The 23,288-nt window shown below is 74.0% G+C and carries 23 protein-coding genes; 4 read left to right on the top strand and 19 right to left on the bottom strand.

Features of this window, described 5'->3' with window-relative positions:
- Positions 1-226 precede the first annotated feature (226 nt).
- Positions 227-883, bottom strand: coding sequence for a GcrA family cell cycle regulator (locus BM064_RS22020; RefSeq protein ID WP_092864033.1), 657 nt, complete (start codon positions 881-883; stop codon positions 227-229).
- 173 nt (positions 884-1,056) lie between these two features.
- Positions 1,057-2,013 carry a LysR family transcriptional regulator gene (locus BM064_RS22015; RefSeq protein ID WP_092864030.1) on the bottom strand — a complete coding sequence of 319 codons (957 nt, stop codon included), beginning with the start codon at positions 2,011-2,013 and terminating at the stop codon, positions 1,057-1,059.
- An 88-nt stretch (positions 2,014-2,101) separates the two neighbouring features.
- On the opposite strand from BM064_RS22015, the gene BM064_RS22010 reads away from it, so the two are divergent.
- The gene (locus BM064_RS22010; protein ID WP_092864027.1) at positions 2,102-3,097 is read left to right on the top strand and encodes an NAD(P)H-binding protein; all 996 of its coding nucleotides are present in this window, start codon (positions 2,102-2,104) and stop codon (positions 3,095-3,097) included.
- A 159-nt stretch (positions 3,098-3,256) separates the two neighbouring features.
- Complete coding sequence (locus BM064_RS22005; protein ID WP_092864024.1) at positions 3,257-4,006, top strand: calcium-binding protein; 750 nt, start codon at positions 3,257-3,259, stop codon at positions 4,004-4,006.
- Positions 4,007-4,060: 54 nt separating this feature from the next.
- On the opposite strand, the gene BM064_RS22000 is transcribed toward BM064_RS22005, so the two are convergent.
- Positions 4,061-4,840 (bottom strand): sulfite exporter TauE/SafE family protein, encoded by a 780-nt coding sequence (locus tag BM064_RS22000; RefSeq protein WP_092864302.1) that lies wholly within the window; start codon positions 4,838-4,840, stop codon positions 4,061-4,063.
- A 303-nt stretch (positions 4,841-5,143) separates the two neighbouring features.
- Here BM064_RS22000 and BM064_RS21995 point away from each other — a divergent pair, with 303 nt between their 5' ends.
- Positions 5,144-6,832: an acyl-CoA dehydrogenase family protein gene (locus BM064_RS21995; RefSeq protein ID WP_092864021.1), complete on the top strand. Its 1,689-nt coding sequence runs from the start codon at positions 5,144-5,146 to the stop codon at positions 6,830-6,832.
- A gap of 473 nt (positions 6,833-7,305) precedes the next feature.
- On the opposite strand, the gene tsaD is transcribed toward BM064_RS21995, so the two are convergent.
- The 16 genes from tsaD to BM064_RS21915 form a co-directional block, all read right to left on the bottom strand.
- Positions 7,306-8,418: a tRNA (adenosine(37)-N6)-threonylcarbamoyltransferase complex transferase subunit TsaD gene (tsaD, locus tag BM064_RS21990; protein WP_092864018.1), complete on the bottom strand. Its 1,113-nt coding sequence runs from the start codon at positions 8,416-8,418 to the stop codon at positions 7,306-7,308.
- Between the two features lie 462 nt (positions 8,419-8,880).
- A complete protein-coding gene (locus tag BM064_RS21985) occupies positions 8,881-9,885 on the bottom strand; it encodes an LLM class flavin-dependent oxidoreductase (RefSeq protein ID WP_092864015.1) in 1,005 nt (334 codons plus the stop codon).
- Between the two features lie 143 nt (positions 9,886-10,028).
- Positions 10,029-10,580, bottom strand: coding sequence for a pyridoxamine 5'-phosphate oxidase family protein (locus BM064_RS21980; RefSeq protein WP_092864012.1), 552 nt, complete (start codon positions 10,578-10,580; stop codon positions 10,029-10,031).
- A gap of 503 nt (positions 10,581-11,083) precedes the next feature.
- The gene (gene trpA / locus BM064_RS21975; protein WP_092864009.1) at positions 11,084-11,881 is read right to left on the bottom strand and encodes a tryptophan synthase subunit alpha; all 798 of its coding nucleotides are present in this window, start codon (positions 11,879-11,881) and stop codon (positions 11,084-11,086) included.
- 240 nt (positions 11,882-12,121) lie between these two features.
- Positions 12,122-12,547, bottom strand: coding sequence for a hypothetical protein (locus BM064_RS21970; RefSeq protein WP_218161103.1), 426 nt, complete (start codon positions 12,545-12,547; stop codon positions 12,122-12,124).
- A gap of 88 nt (positions 12,548-12,635) precedes the next feature.
- On the bottom strand, positions 12,636-13,856 hold the full coding sequence (gene trpB / locus BM064_RS21965) for a tryptophan synthase subunit beta (RefSeq protein ID WP_092864006.1): 1,221 nt from the start codon (positions 13,854-13,856) through the stop codon (positions 12,636-12,638).
- Between the two features lie 128 nt (positions 13,857-13,984).
- The gene (locus tag BM064_RS21960) at positions 13,985-14,452 is read right to left on the bottom strand and encodes a GNAT family N-acetyltransferase (protein ID WP_092864003.1); all 468 of its coding nucleotides are present in this window, start codon (positions 14,450-14,452) and stop codon (positions 13,985-13,987) included.
- Entirely contained in the window at positions 14,449-15,615 is a 1,167-nt protein-coding gene (locus BM064_RS21955; RefSeq protein WP_092864000.1) for a serine hydrolase domain-containing protein, read from the bottom strand. The genes BM064_RS21960 and BM064_RS21955 overlap by 4 nt, the downstream gene beginning before the upstream one ends.
- A gap of 53 nt (positions 15,616-15,668) precedes the next feature.
- Positions 15,669-16,322 carry a phosphoribosylanthranilate isomerase gene (locus BM064_RS21950; protein ID WP_092863997.1) on the bottom strand — a complete coding sequence of 218 codons (654 nt, stop codon included), beginning with the start codon at positions 16,320-16,322 and terminating at the stop codon, positions 15,669-15,671.
- A gap of 181 nt (positions 16,323-16,503) precedes the next feature.
- Positions 16,504-16,854, bottom strand: coding sequence for a LapA family protein (locus BM064_RS21945; RefSeq protein WP_092863994.1), 351 nt, complete (start codon positions 16,852-16,854; stop codon positions 16,504-16,506).
- A 57-nt stretch (positions 16,855-16,911) separates the two neighbouring features.
- Positions 16,912-17,220 (bottom strand): integration host factor subunit beta, encoded by a 309-nt coding sequence (gene ihfB, locus BM064_RS21940; RefSeq protein WP_092863991.1) that lies wholly within the window; start codon positions 17,218-17,220, stop codon positions 16,912-16,914.
- Positions 17,221-17,340: 120 nt separating this feature from the next.
- On the bottom strand, positions 17,341-18,222 hold the full coding sequence (gene sppA / locus BM064_RS21935; protein ID WP_092863987.1) for a signal peptide peptidase SppA: 882 nt from the start codon (positions 18,220-18,222) through the stop codon (positions 17,341-17,343).
- Positions 18,223-18,295: 73 nt separating this feature from the next.
- Positions 18,296-19,180 carry a gamma-glutamylcyclotransferase gene (locus tag BM064_RS21930; protein WP_177236367.1) on the bottom strand — a complete coding sequence of 295 codons (885 nt, stop codon included), beginning with the start codon at positions 19,178-19,180 and terminating at the stop codon, positions 18,296-18,298.
- 134 nt (positions 19,181-19,314) lie between these two features.
- Positions 19,315-20,385 carry a lipoate-protein ligase LplAB gene (gene lplAB / locus BM064_RS21925; protein WP_245779247.1) on the bottom strand — a complete coding sequence of 357 codons (1,071 nt, stop codon included), beginning with the start codon at positions 20,383-20,385 and terminating at the stop codon, positions 19,315-19,317.
- A gap of 101 nt (positions 20,386-20,486) precedes the next feature.
- Entirely contained in the window at positions 20,487-21,131 is a 645-nt protein-coding gene (locus tag BM064_RS21920; protein ID WP_143103421.1) for a hypothetical protein, read from the bottom strand.
- Positions 21,132-21,230: 99 nt separating this feature from the next.
- On the bottom strand, positions 21,231-22,112 hold the full coding sequence (locus BM064_RS21915) for a DMT family transporter (protein WP_092863978.1): 882 nt from the start codon (positions 22,110-22,112) through the stop codon (positions 21,231-21,233).
- 316 nt (positions 22,113-22,428) lie between these two features.
- Here BM064_RS21915 and BM064_RS21910 point away from each other — a divergent pair, with 316 nt between their 5' ends.
- On the top strand, positions 22,429-23,175 hold the full coding sequence (locus tag BM064_RS21910; protein ID WP_092863975.1) for a hypothetical protein: 747 nt from the start codon (positions 22,429-22,431) through the stop codon (positions 23,173-23,175).
- Positions 23,176-23,288 lie beyond the last annotated feature (113 nt).

The raw sequence follows: 23,288 nt of genomic DNA, 5'->3' as shown, positions 1-23,288 counted from the left end.
GGCGGGGCGCCCGGCCCCTCCGTCTCCCGCCCGCGGCCGTCGCGCAGGGCGCGGCGTCCGCCGCGCGCCGCGCGCGGACCCGCGGGACCGGGCGCAGCCGTCGACGCGGCGCCTCCGGGGGGAGGGGCCGGGCGCGGGGCGTCCGGGGGAGGGGAGGGGGCCGCGGCGGCGCGGGCCGGCAGGCGAGAGGGGGGCGGAGAGGCCGGGGGCCTCTCCGCAGGTCCGCTCAGCGGGAGCGGGAGCGGTCGCGCCGCGCGCTCATCGGCTGGAAGGCCACCTGGACATGGGCCTCGCAATAGGGCTTGCCGCCCAGCGAGGGCAGGCCGCAGAAGAAGAAGTCGTCCGTCGCCGGATCGCCGATCGGCCACTTGCAGGTGCGCTCGGTCAGCTGCAGCAGGTTCAGGCGCTTGGCCTTCTTCTCCACCTCCTCGAGGTTGCGGCGGGCCTCCTCGGAGACCTCCGTGACCTGCGGCGGCTGCGGCCCGTTGGGCGGCATCGGCGAGACCGCCCGGGGGGCGGGACGCTCGACGGGCTCCTCGGGCGCCGGGGCGGCGGCGCGCGGCGCGGCGGGGGCCGGCTGCGGCGCGGCCGGGCGCGGCGCGGGCTCCGGCTCGGGCGCGGCGGCGGCCGGGCGCGGGGCGGGCTCCGGCGCGGGGGCCGGGCGCGGCTGCGGCGCGGGCGCGGCGGCGGCGGGCGCGGGGGCCGCCTCCTTCTCCTCGCCGGTCTTCGGGGCGGCGGTGCGGTTCGACAGGCCCAGGCGGTGGACCTTGCCGATCACGGCGTTGCGGGTCACGCCGCCCAGCGCCTTGGCGATCTGGCTGGCGCTCTTGCCCTCGCCCCACATGGACTTGAGCAGCTCGACCCGCTCGTCGGTCCAGGACATGACGTTCTCCATGGTTTTCGCGCGTCCCCGCGTCCTGGAGGCCAGGGCGCCGGTCCGCGGTCAGGGGCGAAGCCGACCTTCCGGCCGCGCCCGTCCGGGCCGTCGCGGCCCGTCGCGTCTCTCGGCCCCTATTTTACCCTCCGCGCCGCCCGGGACAAGACGCGGGCGCGAAATCAGCGCCGATCGGGCGCGCCTGCGACCGCGACGCTCCGCGCAAGCGGTCCCGGGGAGGGCTCCGCCGCCCCTCCGCGCGCCAGCCGGGGCAGGCTTTCGGCCAGGTGATCGAAGACCCGCCGCACCCGCGCCGAGCCCCTCAGGTCCGCATGGGCCGTCAGCCACACCGGCAGGGCGCCGAGCTCGGCCTCCGGCAGCACCGGCGTCACGCGCGGATCGCGCGCGGCGACGGGCTTCTGCCCGGCCCCGATCCCGGCGCCGGCCGCCACCGCCTCCCAATAGGCCACCTGGTCGTCGGTGCGCAGGCGGAAGAAGCGGCGGGGCAGGGGGAAGCCGGCCTTGGCGAACCCCTCGACGATCAGGTCCGAGCGGTCGAAGCCCACCACCCGGTGCGCGGCGAGGTCGGCCACCGTCCGGGGCGCGCCGTGCCGCGCGAGATAGGCGGGCGAGGCGAAGAGCCCCAGCGCCATCTCCGAGACCTTGCGCGTCACCAGGTCGGCCTGGGCGGGGCGATACATGCGCACCGCGATGTCCGCCTCCCGCCGCAGCAGGTTGGCGCTGGCGTCGGAGGCCACGAGCTCGATCTCCAGCGCCGGCTCCGCCTCCAGCAGCTCGGCGAGCGGGCCCGGCAGAAGGTAGGTCGCGACCACCCGGCTTGCGGTCACCCGCACCACGCCCGAGACGCCGCGCGCCCGTCCCGCGGCGGCGCGCGACAGGCGGTGGGCGGCCGCCTCCATCTCCTCGGCGCGGGCCAGCGCCTCGCGGCCCGCGTCGGTCAGGCGCACGCCGCCGGCGCCGCGCTCCATCAGCCGCTCGCCCAGCCGGCCCTCCAGCGCCGCCAGCCGGCGCGACAGGGTGGGCTGGCTCAGCCCCCCCGCCCGCGCCGCGGCCGAGAGCGAGCCCGCCCGCGCCACCGCCAGCAGGGCCTGCAGCTCCGCCCAGTCCAGATCATCCATCGCTGAATGGCTCCCATCCAATCGCGCGGCTACCGCTTCGGCGGAGAATACCCCAGATTTCCCCCAGCACCACAGCAGGAGACCCGCCATGACCCCCGGATGCGTCCTGATCGCCGGCGCCCGCGGCCGCTTCGGCCGCCACGCCGCCGCCGCCTTCGCCGAGGCCGGCTGGACCGTGCGGGCGATGTCCCGCTCCGGCGCCCCCGGTTTCGAGAACGTCGAGCCGGTGCGCGGCGACGCCCTCGATCCCGACCAGCTCTCCCGGGCGGCGGAGGGCGCGGACGTGATCGTCAACGCGCTCAACGCCCCCTATCCCGACTGGCCCAAGGCGCTGCCGAAGACCACGCGGGCGCTGCTCGCCGCGGCGCGGGCGAGCGGGGCGACCCTCCTGCACCCGGGCAACGTCTACGGCTACGGCACGGCGATCGCCTTGCCGACCCCGCCCGATACGCCCTACCGCCCCGACACCCGCAAGGGCCGCCTGCGCGCCCAGCAGGAGATGACGCTCCGCGCCGCGGCCGAGGCCGGCGAGATCCGCTGCATCGTCCTGCGGGGCGGCGACTTCCTCGACACCGAGATCGCGGGCAACTGGTACGACGCCCACATGACCGCGGGGCTGGCGCAGGGCCGCTTCACCTATCCCGGGCCCCTCGACCGGCTGCACGCCTGGTCGTTCCTGCCCGACTTCGCCGCGGTCGCGGCCGGTCTCGCCGGGCTGCGCGACGCGCTGCCGGCCTTCGCCGCCTTCAACCACCCCGGCCACGCGCTGACGGGGGCGGAGCTGATGGCGCTGACCGCGAAGGCCGCCGGCCGGCCGCTGCGCCTGCGGGCGTTCCCCTGGTGGGCCCTGCGCCTGGCCGCGCCGGTCTGGCCGATGGGGCGCGAGCTGCTGGAGATGCGCTACCTGTGGACCACGCCCCACCGGCTGGCGGACCCGCGCCTCGCCGCGCTGCTCCCCGGCCATGCGCCGACCCCTGCCGAGCAGGCGGTGGCCGCGGCCCTCGCCCCGCGGCTCGGCGGGGGCGGGAGCGTCGCGGCGCGCGCGCCGCTGCCGGTCCCCGGCGCCCGGGCGCGTCCGGCGTAGCGCCGCGCCCACACCTCGCGCAAACCCGAGCGCGCCTGCGCGCGCGGGGTTGAGCCGGGCTGCGCAGTCATCTTCACATGACCGCGCAACCCCTTGGCCCCGCACGCATGGCGCGACAGACGCCCAGGGCCGCCCGGGATTTCGAAGAGGGACACGCCGATGGCGATCTTGCGCGCGTATCATGCGCTGGACATGAACCGTTACGACGTCCGCCACGACGACCGGACCTTCTTCAGCAACGAGGCGGTCCGCTTCGGCGGCGAAGACGACAACATCACCTACTACGGCGCCATCTGGCACCCCTACGGCTGGGAGCCCTCGGGCACGCTGCGCGCCGTCTCGGTGCAGGCCGAGGGCGTCCAGCACTTCGTGATGATCGATTTCGCGCGCACCGTGCGCCCGCCCTTCCTCGCCCTGCAGGCCGAGGGCGACAGCCGCAAGTTCTTCCGCCTGATCCTCAACGACGACGACCGGCTGCTGGGCTCGCGCGAGAGCGACACGCTCAACGGCTTCCGCGGCGACGACCTGCTCAAGGCCGGGCGCGGGCGCGACGGGCTGCTGGGCGGCGCGGGCGACGACGTGCTCCAGGGCGGCAAGGGCGGCGACGCGCTGAACGGCGGCCATGGCGACGACCGGCTGAACGGCGGGCTGGGCGACGACAAGCTGCGCGGCGGCCAGGGCGAGGACGTGTTCGTGTTCTGGCGGGGCGCGGGCGACGACGTGATCCGCGACTTCCAGAACGGGCGCGACCAGATCCGCATCTCCTCGCGCGGGACGCTGGACTTCGACGACCTCGAGATCCGCAGCGTCGGCGACCATGCCGAGGTGACGATCGACGGCGGCGCCACCATCACGCTGCGCCACGTCAGCCCGGCCGAGCTGACCGAGGCCGACTTCCTGTTCGGCTGAGCCCTCCGCGTCCCGGGGCCTCCCCGCCCGCCCGGGGCCCCGGCGTTCGCGCGGTCAGCCGGCCAGCGCCCGGCGCAGCAGGTTCAGGCCCGCGACCACCAGCACGATCAGCGTTGCGCGGCGGAACTTCTGCTGATCGAGCCGGTCCTGCACCGCCAGTCCCAGCGCCATGCCCGCCATCGCCGGCACGACCATCGCGACCGAGATCGCGCCCCCCTCGCCCAGCAGCAGCCCCGAGCGCAGGTGCGAGATCACCAGGATCAGCGAGCCGAGCAGGAAGCTGACCCCCTGCGCGCGCACCATGTCGGTCTTGGGCAGCTCCAGCGCGGTGAGATACAGCAGGATCGGCGGCCCCCAGACGCCCGAGAGCCCCCCGAAGAACCCCGCCACCAGCGCGACCGCGGCCTCGACCGGCTTCATCCAGCGCTTCGGCGGGGCCTGCGGCCGCCAGCCGAAAAGCTGGATGCCCGCGAAGCCGCAGACGCCCACGCCCAGGATGCCGAACAGCGCCTGCTCGGGGATCACCAGGATCAGCTGCGCGGTGACCGCGATGGCCGCGAACATCACCAGGTTCAGGAGCCAGAAGCGGCGCAGGCTCGCCCAGGCCGCGTGCAGGCCCTGGCGGAAGGTCTGCCAGATGTTGGTGATCACCGCCGGCAGGATGATCGCCGCCACCGCCAGCGGCGCCGGCAGCACCGAGCCGATCGAGGAGATCGCGATCATCGGCAGCGCGAATCCGACCACGCCCTTGGCGAAACCCGCCGCGAGCATCCCCAGCAGCGCCGCCGCCAGCGCGACCCACCCGTGGTCCGCGATCAATCCTGCAAAGTCCATGACGGCGCCCATAGCACCGCCCGCGGCCCGGCGACAGGTGGTCCGAGCGCCGCCGGGACGCGTATCAGGAGAAACGCGCGTCCGCGCCCGCCTGCCGCCGGTCAGGAGCTGCGCAAGATATCGCCTGCGACCCCCTGTCCGGGCGCAACGATCTTGCGCCGATATTGACCCTGCGCCGGGGCCTGACTAGCGTCCGCGCCTGAAACATGACAGATTCCGCGATGCAGCACGGCCTGCGCGCGCCTCGCGGCCGGCCGGGGAGCCTGCTCCCCCGCCGACCCGCCGACCGGAGAGGTTCCATCGATGAACGAAGCGACCGCGATCCAGACCCCTGAGCCGATTCTCGCCGATCTCGCAGCGCTTTGCGCCGCCGCCATGCCGGCGGTCGAGGAGATCGAGATGTCCGCCCGCCGCGCCCTGCGGGAGCGGGTGACGGTCGACGGCAAGGTCTCGGGCGCGCTGATGGACCGCGAGCAGCACGCCGCCCATGCGCTGAGCTGGATCGCGACCTACACCGAGTCGCTGCGCCAGATGCAGGCCTGGTCCGTGCGCCTGGCCGAGGCCGGCAAGTTCGGCGAGATCGAGCAGCTGATCCTTCAGATCGGCTTCGGCGAGTACCTCGCCCAGCTGACCGGCGGCATCATGATGAGCCAGAACGAGTTCGCGCGCCTCGCCGACCTCGGTCTCGCCGCCGAGGGTCTGGCGCTGGCGTCGGACAAGGCCGTCTCGACCCTGATCGCCACGGGCAACACCGACGCCGCGCGCCACCGCCTGGTGGAGATCATGCGCGAGCGCGCCGGCGCCCCGACCTACGGCGACTGCGGGCTCGACGAGGATTTCGAGATGATCCGCGACCAGTTCCGCCGCTTCGCGGACGAGAAGGTCGTGCCCTACGCCCACGAGTGGCACCTCAAGGACGAGTTCATCCCCATGCCGCTGGTGCAGGAGATGGGCGAGATGGGCGTCTTCGGCCTGACGGTGCCCGAGGAATACGGCGGCTCCGGCCTCGGCAAGACCGCGATGTGCGTGGTCTCCGAGGAGCTCTCTCGCGGCTACATCGGCGTGGGCAGCCTCGGCACCCGCTCCGAGATCGCGGCGGAGCTGATCCTCAACGGCGGCACCCAGGCGCAGAAGGACAAGTGGCTCCCCGCCATCGCCTCGGCCGAGATCCTGCCGACGGCCGTGTTCACCGAGCCCAACACCGGCTCGGACCTGGGCTCGCTGCGCACCCGCGCGGTGAAGGACGGCGACGACTGGAAGATCACCGGCAACAAGACCTGGATCACCCACGCCGCCCGCGCCGACGTGATGACCCTGCTGGCGCGCACCGACCCCGACACCTCGAACTACTCGGGCCTGTCGATGTTCCTCGCCGAGAAGCCCCGCGGCGACGACGCGAACCCGTTCCCGGCCGAGGGCATGACCGGCGGCGAGATCGAGGTGCTCGGCTACCGCGGCATGAAGGAATACGAGCTCGGCTTCGACGGCTTCGTGGTGAAGGGCGAGAACCTGCTGGGCGGGGCCGAGGGCCAGGGCTTCAAGCAGCTGATGAAGACCTTCGAGGGCGCGCGCATCCAGACCGCCGCCCGCGCCGTGGGCGTGGCCCAGTGCGCCATGGAGATCGCGCTGAAATACGCCGAGGACCGCAAGCAGTTCGGCCGCTCGATCGTCGAGTTCCCGCGCGTCTACGACAAGCTGGCCCTGATGGCGGTCGAGATCATGGTCGCCCGCCAGCTCTCCTACCACTCGGCGCGCGAGAAGGACGAGGGCCGCCGCTGCGACCTCGAGGCCGGCATGGCCAAGCTGCTGGGCGCCCGCGTCGCCTGGGCCTGCGCCGACAACGGCGTGCAGATCCACGGCGGCAACGGTTTCGCGCTGGAATACCCGATCTCCCGCGTGCTCTGCGACGCGCGGATCCTCAACATCTTCGAGGGCGCCGCCGAGATCCAGGCCCAGGTCATCGCCCGCCGCCTCCTCGACGGCGTCAACTGACCCCCGGCGGCCCCCCCGGGGCCGCCTCCGACCGACCCCGAACGCCCCGGCGCCCCCCGGCCCCGGGGCGTTCCCGTCTCGCCCCTCCGACCCAAGAAGCGCAGCCCCGCGCCAGGCTCGCCCCAGGCGCCCCGGCGCGACGCCTGCCAGGCCTCGCAAAGCGCCTGTTCTCCGGAGCCGTCACTCGCGGATGCCGAACGGAGCGACTCGGCCCCCAGGGTCAAGGATCGCGCAGCGACCCGGCGAAGCCGGGCTTGTCCTTGACCCCGGGGGCCGAGTCGCTCAGGCATCCATCAGCGAGAGACGGCTGCGGAGAACAGGCGCGGGGCTTGTTCTTGGGTGAGTCAGGAGCCCGCCGGAGGCTCCCCCTGCGCAGTCTTCGAGAGCCCTTCGCCAGCAGCGCGCCCCAGCCAGGCCCGCCCGCAGGGCGCCTGTAGACCGCTCCCCCAGGAGCAAGCCCCGCCGCGCCGCCCTCAGGCCTTCGCGCCCCGCTTCCCCGACCCGATCAGCGGCGCCGCGCCCGCGTCCAGCGGCCAGCGCGGGCGCGCCGGCAGGTCGAGCGCATCGGCCCCCTCGCGCGCCAGCTTCTCCGCCCCCGCCCAGGCGATCATCGCCGCGTTGTCGGTGCAGAGCCGCAGGGGCGGCGCGACCAGCCGCCAGCCCTCGGCCTCTGCCGCCGCCTCCAGCGCGCCGCGCAGCCGGGTGTTGGCCGCCACGCCGCCGGCGACGGCGATGGCGGGGGCGGGGCCGGCCTCGGGGGCGAAGGCGCGCAGCGCGCGGGCGGTCTTCTGCGCCAGCACGTCGGCCGCCGCCGCCTGGAACCCGGCGCAGAGGTCGGCGCGGTCCTGGCGGGTGATCCCGCCCTGCGCCTCCACCAGCCGGTCGCGGGCCCGGCGCAGAGCGGTCTTGAGCCCCGAGAAGCTCATGTCGCAGCCGGGCCGGTCCATCAGCGGCCGGGGCAGGTCGAAGCGGCCCGGGTCGCCGCCCTGCGCCTCCCGCTCCACCTCCGGCCCGCCGGGATAGCCCAGCCCCAGCAGCTTCGCGACCTTGTCGAAGGCCTCGCCCGGCGCGTCGTCGATCGAGCCGCCCAGCCGCCGGAACCGGTCGGGCCCCAGCACCGCCAGGATCTGGCAGTGCCCGCCCGAGACCAGCAGCATCAGGTAGGGATAGGCCAGCCCCTCGGTCAGCCGCGGCGTCAGCGCGTGGCCGGCCAGGTGGTTGACCCCCACGAAGGGCAGCCCCGCCCCCAACGCGATCCCCTTGGCGCACATCACGCCCGAGAGCACGCCCCCGATCAGCCCGGGCCCCGCCGTCGCCGCCACCGCATCCAGCGCCTGCAGCGGCGTCCCCGCCGCCTCCAGCGCCTGCTCGACGGCGATGTCGAGCCGCTCGGCATGGGCGCGGGCGGCGATCTCGGGCACCACGCCGCCGTAGGCCGCGTGCAGGCTCGCCTGGTCCATGACCACGGAGGAGAGGATCTCGCCCGGGCCCTCCGGCAGGCCGTCGCGCAGGGGGGCGCGGACGACGGCGGCGGCGGTCTCGTCGCAGGAGGACTCGAGGCCCAGCAGGGTCAGGTGGGTGCGCATGGGGGGGCGATAGCCTCGCCGGGCGCGCCTGGCAAGGAGGGGCGCACGAGCCGGCTCGGGCGGCCCTCGCGTGCGCTGCGCGCCCGCATCGCCCCGCCCGGCCGTCCCCCTCGCGGGGCCCGGCGGCCGGACCGGGCGTGAGACGGCCTCGGCGCGAGCGCGCCGGCGGACCTGGGGCGCCCTCCGCACGGGCGCTTCGGCTTCGGGGCGGGCAGGCGCGGGGACGCGCCATCGCCGCCTACGCCGCGGCGCCGGCGCCGTGGCCCGGGCCCTCCCGCCATCAAGCGGGTCGCGACGGCGGGGGGCAGGCCCGGCGCGCGCCGTCGTCCGGAGGAGGCCGCCCCGCGACGGCGTCCCGCGACGGGGACGGTCGGGCGGGGCGATGCGGAGGCGCAGCCGACGCGAGGGCCGCCCCGACCGGCCGTCTGCGCGACGGGCGGGGCGGCGACCTCGGAAAGGCCCTCAGGCGGCCGGGGCGGCGGCCATCGCCCGCATCGCGTCGGCGGCGATCTCGAAGCTGCGGATGCGCGCGGCGGGGTCGTGGATGTGGCCGGCCAGGATCAGCTCGTCCGGGCGGTGGCGGCGGATCAGGTCGGCGAGCCCGTCGCGCACCTGCCCCGGGTCGCCGATCACGCTGACCGACTGGATCTCGTCGACCATCGCGATCTGGGCGGGGGAAAGCACGTCCTCGATCCGGTCCACGGGCGCAGGCAGCTTGCCGGGGTTGCCGGTGCGCAGCCGCGCCATGGTGATCTGGGAGGACGTGCGCAGCCGGCGCGCCTCGGCCTCGGTGTCCGCGGCGAAGACGTTGGCGGCCAGCATGAAATGCGGCGCCGGCAGCCGGCCGGTGTCGCGGAAGGCGTCGCGGTAGACCTGGGCCGCCTCGAACACCAGCTGCGGCGCGAAATGCGAGGCGAAGGCGTAGGGCAGGCCCAGATGCGCCGCGAGCTGCGCGCCGTAGAGCGAACTGCCCAGGATCCACACCGGCACCTTCGTCCCCGTGCCCGGGATCGCGCGCACGTGCACGCCGGGCTCCGGCTCGCCGAGATAGTCCATCAGCTCCAGCACGTCCTGGGGGAAGCGGTCGACCCCGTCCATGCCGCGGCGCAGGGCCCGCGCGGTCGGCATGTCCGTCCCCGGCGCCCGCCCGAGCCCGAGGTCGATGCGGTCCCCGTGCAGCGTCGCCAGCGTCCCGAACTGCTCGGCGATCACCAGCGGCGAGTGGTTGGGCAGCATGATGCCGCCCGAGCCCACCCGGATCGTCGAGGTCTTCGAGGCCACATGGGAGATCAGGATCGAGGTCGCGGCCGAGGCGATGCCCGGCATGTTGTGATGCTCGGCGAGCCAGTAGCGGCTGTAGCCCGCCCGCTCCGCCGCCTGCGCCAGCGCCGCGCTGGCGCGGAAGCTGTCGGCGGCGGTTCCGCCCTCGCAGATCGGCGAGAGGTCCAGCAGGGAATAGGGGATCATCGCGCAGCCTCCGCTTCGCTTCGGCGTCCTTAAGGTTTCGCTCAACATAGGGGGCCGGACCGCCCGGCGCGAGGGGGGGCGCCCCGGGCCGGGACCGCGCCGCGCGGGCGGGCCCCGGCGTGCGGGCGCCTGCGCCGCCCCGCTCAGGCCGGCATGCCCGTCGGAAGACCGTCGAGGGAGACGGCGTTCTTCTCGGCGCGGTAGGCGACGAGGCCCTCGGCGCCCTTGCCCATCGCCCAGCGGGTCAGCACGTCGCGCTCGCCCTCGTGGGAGAACAGCGGCACGGCGTAGCCGCAGGAGGTCTGCACCAGGTCGGCGGTCAGCTCGACGATCTGGCGGGCGCCCAGCGGGGCCTCGCCGTCGTAGGAGGCGGCCAGGCGCTCGGCGTATTCGGGCGTGCCGTGGAACAGCGAGCGGGCGCGGCCGTAGAGGCGCAGGATCATCGGCGGACCCTGGAAGCTGCAGAGCATGATGGTCATGCGCCCGTCGGCGAGCAGGTGGGCCGAGGTCTCGGAGCCCGAGCCGGTCAGGTCCAGGTAGCAGACCCGGTTGTCGTCCAGCACCCGCAATGCGTCGGTGGAGCGGGGGGAGAGGTTGATGCGGCTGTCGCCGGTCGCGGTGGCGGTGAAGAAGATGTTCTGGCGGGCGATGAAACGGGCGAGCGGGGGCTCGATGCGGTCGTACTGGGTGGCCATGAAGGGCTCCGTGCCGGAAAGGGGCGGACCGGGGCGAGGCTAGGCCGGGGGACGGGAACGGGCAACCGTCCGGGAGGCCGGCGATCGACAGGCGCCCTGCGGGCGGGCCTGGCTGCGGGGCGCCGGGGGCGGGGCTTGCAGGGACCGGAGAGGGGGGAGCCTCCGGCGGGCTCCTGACTCGCCAAAGAACAAGGCCCGCGCCTGTTCTCCGGCGCCGTCCATCGCGTCCGATGCCTGAGCGGCTCGCCCGGCCCCGTCAAGGACAAGCCCCCTTCGGGGGTCGCTGCGCGATCCTTGACGGGGCCGGGCGAGCCGCTCCTGCGGCATCCGCGACGGACGGCTCCGGAGAACAGGCGCTCCGCGAGGACCCGGGGCGGGGCGCCACGGGCGCAGGCCGGCGAGGGCAGGGGACCTCGGGCGCCGCGCGGAAGGGCGCGCGCGCGACGGGGGGCCGGGCGGTCAGGAGGGGCGTGGCGCGCCGCGGCGGGCGCGCCGGCGCGGGGTCAGCCGCGGGCGGCGTGGGCGGCGTCGGCGAGCGATTTGACGAAGGCCAGCACCTGGGCAGGCGCGTCGCCGGCTGCGATGCGCTCGACGATGGCCGAGCCGACCACCACGCCGTCGGCGACCTGGCCGATCTCGGCGGCGCGGGCCGGGGTCTTGATGCCGAAGCCCACGCAGACGGGCAGGGGGGTCGAGGCCTTGATCCGCGCCACCTCCGGCCCGACGGCGGAGGCCGCGGCCTCGGCCGCGCCGGTGATGCCGGTGATCGAGACGTAGTAGACGAAGCCCGAGGTGTTCGAGAGCACCTTGGGCAGGCGCCGGGCGTCCGTGGTGGGCGTGGCCAGGCGGATGAAGTTCAGCCCCGCGGCCTGGGCGGGGAGACACAGCTCCTCGTCCTCTTCGGGGGGCAGGTCGACCACGATCAGGCCGTCGACGCCGGCGGACTGCGCCTCGGCCAGGAAGGTCTCGACGCCCATCGAATAGATCGGGTTGTAGTAGCCCATCAGCACGACCGGGGTGTCGTCGTCGCTCTCGCGGAGCGCGCGGACCACGTCGAGGGTCTTGCGCAGGGTCATCCCGGCCTCCAGCGCGCGCTGGCCGGCGAGCTGGATGGTGGGGCCGTCGGCCATCGGGTCGGTGAAGGGCAGGCCCAGCTCGATCACGTCGACGCCGGCGCCGGCGAGGCCCTTCACGATCTCCAGCGAGGTCTCGAGGTCCGGGTCGCCGGCCATCACGTAGGAGACGAAGGCCGGCCGGCCCTCGGCCTTCAGCTTCGCGAAGCGTCGGTCGATGCGGGTCATGCCGGTCCTCGTCTTGATGGGTCTGGCGGGAGGTCTGCTCATGCGCCGCGCCGAGCCGCGGAAGGGCCCGGGGGCGGGGGGAAGGCGCGGGCCCGCAGGCCCGGCGCCGGTCGGTGGTCAGGGGCGCGGGGCCCCGGTCGTCAGGCGCAGGGCCTGTGGATGGATCGCCGGGCCGGGGGCCTTCGGATCGGTCTTCGGGCCGGAGCCCGCGGATCGGTCGTCAGGTCGGCGGCCTGCGGATCAATCGTCGTCGCGGAAGAACTTCTTCTCGCGGGGCTTGCCGTCCCAGCCGGTCTTGCCGCGACGGTTGTCGTCGCGGCCCGGCTTGCCGCCGAAGCCGCCGGCGTCGTCGTTGCGGTCGTTGTTGAACCGGCCGCCGCCGAAGCCGCCGCGGTCGCCGCCGCGATCCCCGCCCCGGTCGCCGCCGCGATACCCGCCGCGGTCGCCGCCGCGATCGCCGCCCCGGAACCCGCCGCGGTCGCCGCTGCGGTCGTCGCCGCCGCGGAACTCCCACTTGTTCAGCAGGGAGTCGTTGAACGTGTCACGGCCGATCCGGCCCTCGTGGCACCAGACCACGCTCACATCGTCGCCCTCGACGCTCTCGACCGCCATGCGCATCGAGCCCGAGATCAGGACGACCATGTCGCCCGCGCTGAATTTCGCCACCTAACGTAACCTTCGATTCGCCCGGTCCGGGTTTCGGCGCGGGCAAGACAGTCGACCGCTCCGGGACCGTCCCGGCGCGGAATTTCCCTCAGATGGACGTCCCCAGCGCCTCGGCGACGGTGAAGATGTCCTTGTCGCCCCGCCCGCACATGTTCATCACGAGCAACGTGTCGCTGGGCAGGGTCGGCGCGAGCTTCGTCACATGCGCCAAAGCGTGCGCCGGTTCAAGCGCCGGGATGATGCCCTCGGTGCGGCAGGATAGCTGGAAGGCGTCCAGCGCCTCCTGGTCCGTCACCGAGACGTACTCGACCCGCCCCATGTCGTGCAGCCAGGAATGCTCCGGCCCGATGCCGGGATAGTCGAGGCCGGCCGAGATCGAGTGACCCTCGAGGATCTGGCCGTCCTCGTCCTGAAGCAGGTAGGTGCGGTTGCCGTGCAGCACCCCCGGCCGCCCGCCGGTCAGCGAGGCGGCGTGCTCCATGCGCTCGTCCACGCCATGGCCGCCGGCCTCGACGCCGACGATGCGCACCTCGGGGTCGTCGAGGAACGGGTGGAACAGCCCCATGGCGTTGGAGCCGCCGCCGATGCAGGCGACCAGCACGTCGGGAAGGCGGCCCTCGGCGTCCAGCATCTGGGCGCGGGTCTCCTTGCCGATGATCGACTGGAAGTCGCGCACCATCGCCGGGTAGGGGTGCGGGCCCGCCACCGTGCCGATGCAGTAGAACGTGTCGGAGACGTTGGTGACCCAGTCGCGCAGCGCCTCGTTCATCGCGTCCTTCAGCGTGCCGCGGCCGGAGGTGACGGGCACCACCTGCGCGCCCAGCAGGCGCATGCGGAACACGTTGGGCTTCTGGCGCTCGACGTCGGTGGCGCCCATGAACACCACGCACTGCAGGCCGAACTTGGCGCAGACGGTGGCGGTCGCCACGCCGTGCTGGCCGGCGCCGGTCTCGGCGATGATCCGGGTCTTGCCCATGCGCCGCGCCAGCAGGATCTGGCCCAGCACGTTGTTGATCTTGTGCGCGCCGGTGTGGTTGAGCTCGTCGCGCTTGAAGTAGACCTTGGCGCCGCCGAGCTCCTCGGTCAGGCGGGGGGCGAAATAGAGCGGCGAGGGCCGGCCCACGTAGTTCGCCCACAGGTCGTCCATCTCGGCCCAGAACGACGGATCGTCCTTGGCTTTCGTATACTCCGCCTCGAGGTCGAGGATCAGCGGCATCAGCGTCTCGGAGACGAAGCGGCCGCCGAAGATGCCGAAGCGCCCCTGCTCGTCGGGGCCGGAGCGGAAGCTGTTGAGGCCGTCTGCGGTCATGGGAACTCTCTCTCGCGCGCGTAGGCAGGCGGTTTAACGCCTGACGGGGCCGAGGTGAAGGGGGCGCGGGGCCGCCCCGCCCCTGCAGGGCGCATTTCACGGCGCCAGGCGGGACGGCCCGCCCGCGCTCAGAGCATCATCTTGAAGCCCTGGTGGCTCTGCTCGAAGCCCTGCGCCTTCCAGAAGCGGTGGGCGTCCGGGCGGGCGTTGTTGGAGGTGAGCTGCACCATCGCCGCGGCGCCCGAGCGGGCGATCGCGACCGCCTCGGCGATCATCTTCGCGCCCAGGCCCGAGCCGCGCCGGTCGCGCGCGATGCGCACGTTCTCGATCTCGGCCCGCGTGGCGCCGGCCCAGGCGATGCCGGGCATGAAGATCAGCTGGAAGCAGCCCACCACCGGACCCGTCGCCCGATCCCCCGTCACCGCCACGTAGAGCGTGTTGCCCCGCTGCTCCTCGATAGCGTGGAAGGCGGCGAGATAGCGGGGATCGTCGGCCGGCGCCTCGCGCGCGGCGCCCAGCTCGTCGTCGGCGAGAAGGGCCACGACGGCGGGGAGGTCGGTCTCGCGCGCGGGGCGCACGATCAGCGTGTCGGTCATGAAAGCTCCCGGTAGACGGCCCGCTCGAAGCTCTCGAAGACCGCGCGGGCGGGGGGCGAGAGGAACGGGCTCTGCTGCATCATCAGGATCGCCGCCACGCCGGAGGCGGGGTCGATCCAGTAATGGGTGTTGAAGAGGCCGGCCCAGAACAGCGTGCCGGCGCGGCGGCCGCCGGGCACGTCCTGCTCCATGCGCATGAAGACGGGGGTGTGGGTCTTCTCCAGCCCCGGGAACACCTGCAGCGGTGCGGTCAGCATCGGCAGGGCCGAGGGCAGCTCGCGGATGCGCAGGTCGCCGATGGCGTTGCGCGACATCGCGCGCACCGTCTCGGGCGCGAAGACCCGCACGCCGTCGAGCTCGCCGTCGCGCAGGATCATCCGCGCGAACCGGGCGTAGTCCGGCGCGGTCCCCGACATGCAGCCGCCCATCGAGTAGAAGCCGTCGGAATACTCCCCGAACCCCGGCGTGGGCGCGAGGCGGCCGTCCTCCCCGGGGCGGTGGTTGGAGACCATCCGCGGGCGCATCGCCTCGGTCGGGGCCACGTCGGTCGAGGACATGCCCAGCGGGCCCAGGATCTCGTCGGCCAGGAACTCGCGGATCGGGCGGCCGGAGATCGCCTCCACCGCCAGCCCCACCCAGTCGATGGAGACGGAGTATTCCCAGCGCTCCCCGGGTTCGCGCAGGAAGGGAAAGTTCGCCAGCCCCGCGCGCCCGCCCTCGCGCCGCTTCGCGCCGCGCTGAGCCATCAGGCGGAGCTGGTCGGGGTTCCACATCTCGTAGCCGAGGCCGGCGGTGTGGGTCGCAAGGTGGCGCAGCGTGACCGGGCGGCGGCGGGGGCGGAAGCGGGCGACCTCGCCGTCGAACCCGTCGAGCACCGGCAGCGCGCCGAGGTCGGGCAGCAGCGCGCCCGCGTCGTCGTCGAGCGAGCAGCGCCCCTGTTCCACCAGCTTCATCAGCGCCGCGCAGCCGATGGCCTTGGTCATCGAGGCGATCTGGAACACCGAGTCGAGGGTCATCGGCTCGGACCCGCCGGCGGCGCGCAGGCCGTGGGCGCTCTGGTGCAGGACGCCGTGGTGATCGGCGACGACGGCGGTGCAGCCGACCGTGTCGCCGGCCTGGACATGCGCTTCCAGCGCCTCGGAAATCGCCGCGTTGACCGGCATCGAACCCTCCCCGGGATTTTGCCCGGGACGATAGCCGAGGCCGCGGCCCGGGCCTAGGCCGGAAGCGCCGCAGCCTGCGCGGCCGCGCAGAAGGCCCGGATCAGGGCGGGGTCCTTCACGCCGGGCGCCGATTCGACGCCCGAGGAGAGGTCCACCTGCCGCGCGCCCGTCAGGCGCACCGCCTCGGCCACGTTGGCCGCCGTCAGCCCGCCCGCCAGCATCCACGGCGTCGCCCAGCGGCGGCCCTGGATCAGCCGCCAGTCGAAGGGCAGGCCGGTTCCGCCGGGCAGGGGGGCGCCCTTCGGGGGCTTGGCGTCGATCAGCAGCTGGTCGGCCACGCGGGCGTAGGCGTCGATGGCGGGCAGGTCGCCCGCGTCCGCCACCCCGATCGCCTTCATCACCGGCAGGCCGTAGCGGGCGCGCACCTGGGCCACCCGCTCCGGGCTCTCGGCGCCGTGGAGCTGGATCATGTCGATCGGCGCCGCGTCCAGCAGCCGGTCCAGCGTCTCGTCCCCGGCGTTCACCGTCAGCACCACCTTGCACACGCCCGGCGGCGTGGCGACGGCGAGGTCGGCGATCTCGGCCAGCGAGCGGTGGCGGGGCGAGCGGGGGAACGAGACGAACCCGACGTAGGCCGCCCCCGCCTCCGCCGCCGCGGCGACGTTGGCGGCGGTGTCGAGGCCGCAGATCTTCACGCGCACGCTCATGGCAGGGGCCTTCTTCAGGTCGGACCGAGGGTGGGGCTCGTCCGAAGGATCTTCAAGGGCGGAGGATCTTCAAGGGCGGGGGATCTTCGAGGGGAGGGGCGGGCGGCCGCCCCGGCGCGGTCCCGGAATGGAAAGCGCGCGCCCCGGGACCGGGGCGCGCGCGAAACCCGGGCCGCCCGCGTCAGCTGCGGGTCAGGCCGAGGATGTCGTCGTCCTCTTCGCCGGCCTTGGCCGCCAGGCGCCGGTTCTCGGCGTCCAGCCGCTCGGCCTCCTTCTTGTAGAGGCGCTCCTTCTTGCGGTGCTCGGTCTCGCGCAGCATCTCCAGCACGAGGCCCACCAGGATGCCGAGGAACACGGCGAGGAAGATCGCGATGTAGATCGGCAGGGTGACTTCGGTCGGAATGCCCTCGGCCCCTGGCACGGACACGCCTTCCGGCAGCCAGCGCAGGGTCACGGGCCCGCGATTCGCAATCGCCAGCAGCACGGCCGCCAGCGCGACCACGATCAGGAACAGGTACTTGAGATAGCGCACCCGGCTCTCCCCTCGGCTTTCGGGACGCGCCCGGAGCCGTAGCCGGTGCGCCCTCGCTCAGTCCTCGTCGTCGTCGTCCCCGTCCGCGCCGTCGTTCAGGCGCATCCGGAGTTCCTTGCCCGTCTTGAAGAAGGGCACGTGCTTCTCCGGCACGGGCACGGCTTCCCCGGTGCGGGGATTGCGGCCCATTCTTGCATCCCGCCTCTTCACAGAGAAGGCGCCGAAGCCGCGCAGTTCCACCCGATCCCCTGCCGAGAGGGCGGACGCGATTTCGTCGAAGACCGTCGAGACGATGCGCTCGACGTCCCTGTGGTAAAGATGCGGATTTTCCTCGGTCAGGCGCTGTATCAGCTCCGACTTGATCATCCCAGTCCCCTCTCGCGGCGGGAGCTAAGCCTCCTATCCCCCGCCTCGCGATTCATTATCGGTGGTCGATCCATCGATGTCACATCATTTCAACGGTAGAAACCACCGCATTGTTCGCAGTCATTGCAGAATAGAGTAGAATCGCGGCCCGGACGTCAACCGATCGAATTGGGCGGAGGCCCGCCGCAGTTCCGACGGGTCCAGTCCCAGAAACCGTCCCAGCAGCGAGCCCCGCTCCCGCTCGACCTCGGCCTGGCGCACGGGAAGGCCGCGCGCCACCCCATTGGCCGAGAGCCACTCCAGCGCCGCCTCGGGCCCGCCGATCTCGTCGACGAGGCCGCGCGCCAGCGCCTGCCGGCCCGAGAAGGCGCGCCCGTTCGAGGCGTCTTCCAGCGCCGGCCCCTCCAGCCCGCGACGCTCGGCCACCAGGGCGCGGAACCACTGGTAGGCGTCGTCGAGCAGCTCCTCCTCCCAGGCCGCGACCTCCGGAGGCGTCTCCGAGAAGGGCGAGGGCCGGGCCTTGAACACGTCCGAGCGCCGCTCGGAGATCGCCACGCCCAGGCTGTCGAGCAGGCCGCGCGCGTCCACCTCCTGCTTCACCACGCCGATCGAGCCGGTCAGGGTGTTGCCGCGGGCCACGATGTGGTCGGCGGCGATGGCGGCGATGTAGCCGCCCGAGGCCGCGACCTCCTCCATCTGCGCCACCACGGGCTTGACCTCGGCGATGGTGCGGATCGCTTCGTAGAGCGCCTCCGACCCCGCCACGGTGCCGCCGGGGCTGTCGATGCGGATCATCACCGCCGCCACCGCCTCGTCCTCGGCCAGCTCGCGCAGCAGCGCGTCGCGGGCGGGGTCGGCGGTGATCAGGCCGGCGACGTCGAAGCGCGCCACATGCGGCGCGCCGCGCGCCTCGCGCACGGCGTCGGTGCTGGCGGCGGCGTAGATCGCCAGGCCCAGCACGGCCAGGGCGAACAGTCGCCAGAACGTGAATATGCGCCTCATGACCGCCTCTTCTCATGACCGGCGGCAGGCGTCCAGCGCCAACCGCGTTTCTCGCACCCCGCGAAATCGCGTTTCACGTCCGCAGGGCCCCGGAACCGGCGTCCCGCGGCGGGGTTCCGCGGCGTCCGGCGTGCTCCGCCTCGATTTCCGCCGCCACCAGCGCCTGCAGCCGCCACAGGTAGCGGTCGCGGATCCCCAGCGCCTCGAGGTGCACGACGGTGTTGTGCAGGTACTCCGCGCAGCTCCCCGCCGGACCGGCGGCGCGGGCGATGCGCGCGGCCTGCGTCTCGATCGGCAGATGCAGCAGCGTGGGGTGCGCGACCGGCGCGCAGTAGAAGGCCAGCGCCCGGATCGGCCCGCCCTCGCCCCGCGCGCGCACCCAGCGCAGCCAGGGGCGGTCCTCGGCGTATCCCACCTCGCGGTCGACCAGCCGCAGCATCCGCCCCTCGGGGTCGTCGTCGGGCATCCGGTAGGCGAGGCCCACGCAGGCCCCGCCGCGGGCGAGCGCCATCATCAGCCCCGGCTGCCGGGGCGTGGCGCGCCAGTCGTGCATGTCCATGCAAAAGGCGCGCCGCCAGCCGTGGACGGCGACGCGGCGGGTCTCGACATGCTCGAAGGCCGGCTTCCAGATCAGCGAGCCGTAGGCGAGCACCCAGAACGGGCCGTCGCCCTTCTCCGCCAGCAGCTCGCGCGCGACGGCGAGCCGGCCCGCCTCGTCCAGCGGCGTGCCGCCGGGCGGGGGCGGGTCGCCGGCATGGGGCGCGATCCGGGCGACATGGGCCTCGGTCAGCGCGGGCGGTCGGGGGCGGGGGGCTGGGCGCGGCAGGGTCGGGGTCCGGGGCAGGGGGCCGAGACGGCGGGGAAAGGCCCCGGCGCCGCCCGACCCTGCGCCGCGCGCGCCCCGCCGGTCAAGTCGCCCGGGGCGCCCCGCCTCCCGGGGCCCCCCGTCATGCCGCAACGGGATGCGGGCGGAGGCGCGGCCCCCGGCCCGCCCGGCGTCGGTCGGGCCGGGTCGCGGAGGGCGGGGCCGCTTCGCGCGGTTCCGGACCGCAATGGGCTGCGGCGAGGCCTGCGCGGACTGCTCCGCGCCGCTCAGGGCAGGCGGCGCAGCCATCCCGGCGTGGCGTATTTCTCCTCGGCCAGGCGCTCGGCGGCTTCCATCTCCTGCGAGGTCACCCCGTCGGGGGCGCCGCCGTGGCGGGCGACGAAGGAGGCGGTGAGGCGCGCGATCACCTCCTCGCGCGGCAGGCCCGTCTGGCTGCGCACCGGGTCCACGCGCTTGGCGGCGCTGGCGATGCCCTTGTCCGAGAGCTTCTCGCGCCCGATGCGCAGCACGCGGGCCATCTTCTCGCCGTCCATGTCGTAGGCCATGGTCACGTGGTGGAGCACCGCGCCCCCCGCGAAGCGACGCTGCGCCGCCCCGCCGATCTTGCCCTTCGAGGAGGCGATGTCGTTCAGGGGCTTGTATTCCGCGTCGATCCCCAGCTCCTGCAGCGCCGCGATCACCCATTGGTCGAGAAAGCCGTAGCTGTCGGCGAGGCTCATGTCCGCCACCAGCGCCTCGGGCGCGTAGAGCGAATAGGTGATCGCCGTGCCGGGTTCGACGAACATCGCGCCGCCGCCGGTGGCGCGGCGCACGACCTCGATGCCCAGGCGCTCGGTCTCGGCCAGGTCGACCTCGTTGGTCAGGGACTGGAAGTTGCCGATGATGATCGCCGGCCGCTCCCATCCCCAGAAGCGCAGGGTGGGGGGGCGGCGGCCGGCGGCGACCTCGCGCGCCAGCACCTCGTCCAGCGCCATCTGCACGGGCGGGGTCACCGGGATCTCGTCGATGATCCGCCACTCGTGGTCGCGCCAGGTGTTGGCCGCGCCCAGGGCGCGGCGCACGGCGATGGCCACCGCCTCGGGCGAGAAGCCCACCAGCGCCGCCTCCGGCCTCAGGCCGCGACGGATCTCGGCGGCGATGCGCTCCACGGGCGCGTCGGCGGGCAGGCCCTCGAGGGCCGCGAGGATGTCGTCGAGCGCCTCGTCCGGCTCCAGGAAGAAGTCGCCCGAGATGCGCACGCCGGCGAGGCGGCCGTCGCGCAGGCCAAGGTCGGCGATCACCAGCTTGCCGCCGACCACCTTGTATTCGCCATGCAGGTCGGAACGCGCGTCGGACATCGGGGCCTCCTCCGGGTCGGGATCGTCGCGCCCGATATGGACCCGCAGGCGGCGAAGGGCCAGAGGGGGCGGGCGCGCTCCCGACCCCCGCCAGCCGGCGCTCAGCGGCGGCGGGCGGCCAGCGCCCCCAGCCCCGCGATCCCGACCAGCGCCAGCGGCAGGGCCCCGGGCAGCGGAACCGGCGCGGCGAGCGTGGTCGCGACCGCGTCGACCGGCCCGCGCGACGACTGCGCCGGGTAGGGGCCGTAGGCGTCGATCAGCAGGGCCGTCACGTCGCCCGCGTCGCCGTAGAGGTTCCAGGTTTCGCCCGACCCGCCCGCCTGCGCCTGCGGCCCGTCGTTGTCGAAGGCCGAGAGCCCGGCCCCCGGATCCAGGGCCCAGGCGTCGAGGTCGAAGGCGAAGGTGATGCCATTGGGCACGGCGGTGGGCGACAGCGTCCGCGCCTGCCCGTCGATGGGCTGGACCACGCCCGCCACGATGGCCACGTCGCTCCACAGCAGGGCGCCCTCGCCGTAGAGGTGGAAGGTCAGCGACTCGAGGTCGAACTCGTCCACCACGCCCGCGGCGCCGGCCCCGACGCTCCACTCGATCACGATCCGGTCGCCGAGGCCCGGGTCCGCGGGCCAGCCGCCGTCCGGCGAGGGCGTGTAGTCGATGGTCGTGGTGTAGATCGCCGACGCGCAGGCGAGCGCCGGCGAGGCCGCGATCGCCGCGGCCGTGATGATGACGCGAAGCACAGGCTTCACCCCCCTCTTCTCTTGCGTTTCCCGCGCCCAGCCTAATCCGGGGAAGAGAGGGTTTCCAGAATTTATGGGCATCAATCTGCGGTGGGCCAGGTTCCGGGATCAGCCCCGCAGGCGATGCTCCCGCCACAGGATGAAGCCGCCGGCGCCCACGATCACCGCGGCGCCCAGGATCGCGGGGCCGTCGGGCGTCTCGCGCCAGATCAGCCAGCCCAGCAGCGTCGCCCAGATCAGCGCCGTGTAGTCCAGCGGCGCCGCGACCGAGGCGGGCGCCAGCCGGAACGCCTGGGTCATCATCGTCATCCCCCCGGTGCCGAACACCGCGATGGCCGCGAAGAGCCACAGGTCGGAGGCCAGGATCGGCGTCCAGAAGAACGGCGCGATCACCCCGCTCAGCAGCGCCGCCGAGCCGGAGAGGTAGAGCATCAGGGTCCACACGCTCTCGCGCGGGTCGAGCCAGCGCGCCCCCAGCATCAGCGCCGCGTAGACCAGCGCCACGGCGACCGGCAGCAGCGAGATCGGCCGGAAGCTCTCGGCGCCCGGGCGGATCATGATCAGCACGCCGACGAAGCCCGCCAGGACGGCGGCCCAGCGGCGCCAGCCGACGGGCTCGGCGAAGAACAGGGCCGAGAGGGCGGTGATGAACAGCGGCGCCACGAAGACCAGCGCCGTCGCCTCCGCCAGCCCCATCCGGCTGATCGCGGTGAAGAACAGGATCGTCGCCACGATCCACAGCGCGCCGCGCACCAGGTGCGCCCCGGGCCGGGTCGAGCGCAGCGCCCCCGCCCCCCCGATCCGCCAGGCCAGCAGGGCTGCGACGGGCAGGGCGATGATGTTGCGCAGGAACAGGATCTGCAGGGGCGAATAGCGCTCGGTCAGCAGCTTGGCGATGGCGTCGTTGACGCTCAGGCTCGCCACGCCCACGCACATCAGGATCACGCCGGTCGCCTGTCTTCGTGCGGCTGAGTCGAGGCTGGGGGTCATCGCGTCTCTCCCGTGGTTTCTTGGGCCCGGGCGCGCGCGACGCGCCGCCCCGGCCGGCGCCCGTTCGCGCCGCCGCCGCCCGGTATGGACCGCGAGCGGGCCGGGAGCCAGAGCGCAGGCCCCGTCGCGCCGGCGGCCGCCCGCCGGCGAAGGGGACTGACGCAGGACGAAAAGGCGGGGCCCGGAGGGCGCGCCGGCTTTCAGCCGGCCATGCGGCTATTCATTTGCATAAACAACATGAAGCTATAGTCATGTCACGGGCGCGGACGCGCCCGCCTTCGCCCTCATTCGTTTCGAATCGCTCCGGAGTTCCTGCATGCGTCGCCGTCTCACGTCCTGGCGGGCCATCGTGCCCGCAGCCCTGGCCGCCATTCTCGCGGCCACGAGTCCCGCCTCGGCCATGTTCGTGGTGTTTTCCGACGTCAATTCCATGGACTCGACCAGCGCCCCGCGGGACGCGATCCTGACGAACCTGCTGGGCGGGGGCGACAGCGTCCTCGTCTCGGACAAGGTCTCTGGCTACCCGTCCGGGTCGGTCTTCTCGACCTTCTACGACGGGCTCGACGGGGTCGCCGCGACCCTGCGCTCCGACGAACTGGGGGCCTCCGACCTGGTCGGCGTCGACCTGCTGTTCCTCAACCTCGCCTGCTGCTCCCCCAGCGCCGCCAACTACTCCGCGACCGAGACGGCCGCCTTCGTCGCCTTCGAGCAGGCCGGCGGGACCGTCGCGATCCTCGCCGAGCCCTGCTGCGGCGGCGACATGGACGGGGTGAACGACTTCCTCGCCGAGCTGGGGACCGGTCTGTCGCTGGCCACGCACAGCATGTCGAGCGGCGTCGCGACGCTGGCCGACGATCCGCTGATGGCGGGCGCGACCGGCTACGCGCCGAGCACCTTCAACCCGATCCTGGGGGGGACGGCGCTGGCGACCGTCGACGGTCTCTCGGCCATTTCGGGCAGCGGCGGGGCGACGTCCTCGCCGGTGCCGGCGCCCGCGGCGCTGCCCCTGCTAGCCGGAGCGCTGGGCCTGCTGGGCCTGGCGGCGCGCAGGGCGCGGGCCTGATCCGCGCCCCGGCGGCGCCCTCGGGGCGTCGCCGGGGCCTTGCCCTGCCGGGGGGCGTCGGGACGGCCAGGGGCCGGATGCAGAAAAGGCGCTCCCTCGCGGGAGCGCCTTTT

The sequence above is a fragment of the Albimonas pacifica genome (assembly GCF_900113695.1).
In the GTDB taxonomy this organism is placed as follows: Bacteria; Pseudomonadota; Alphaproteobacteria; order Rhodobacterales; family Rhodobacteraceae; genus Albimonas; species Albimonas pacifica.
This window is presented reverse-complemented; position numbering and strand designations above follow the sequence as displayed.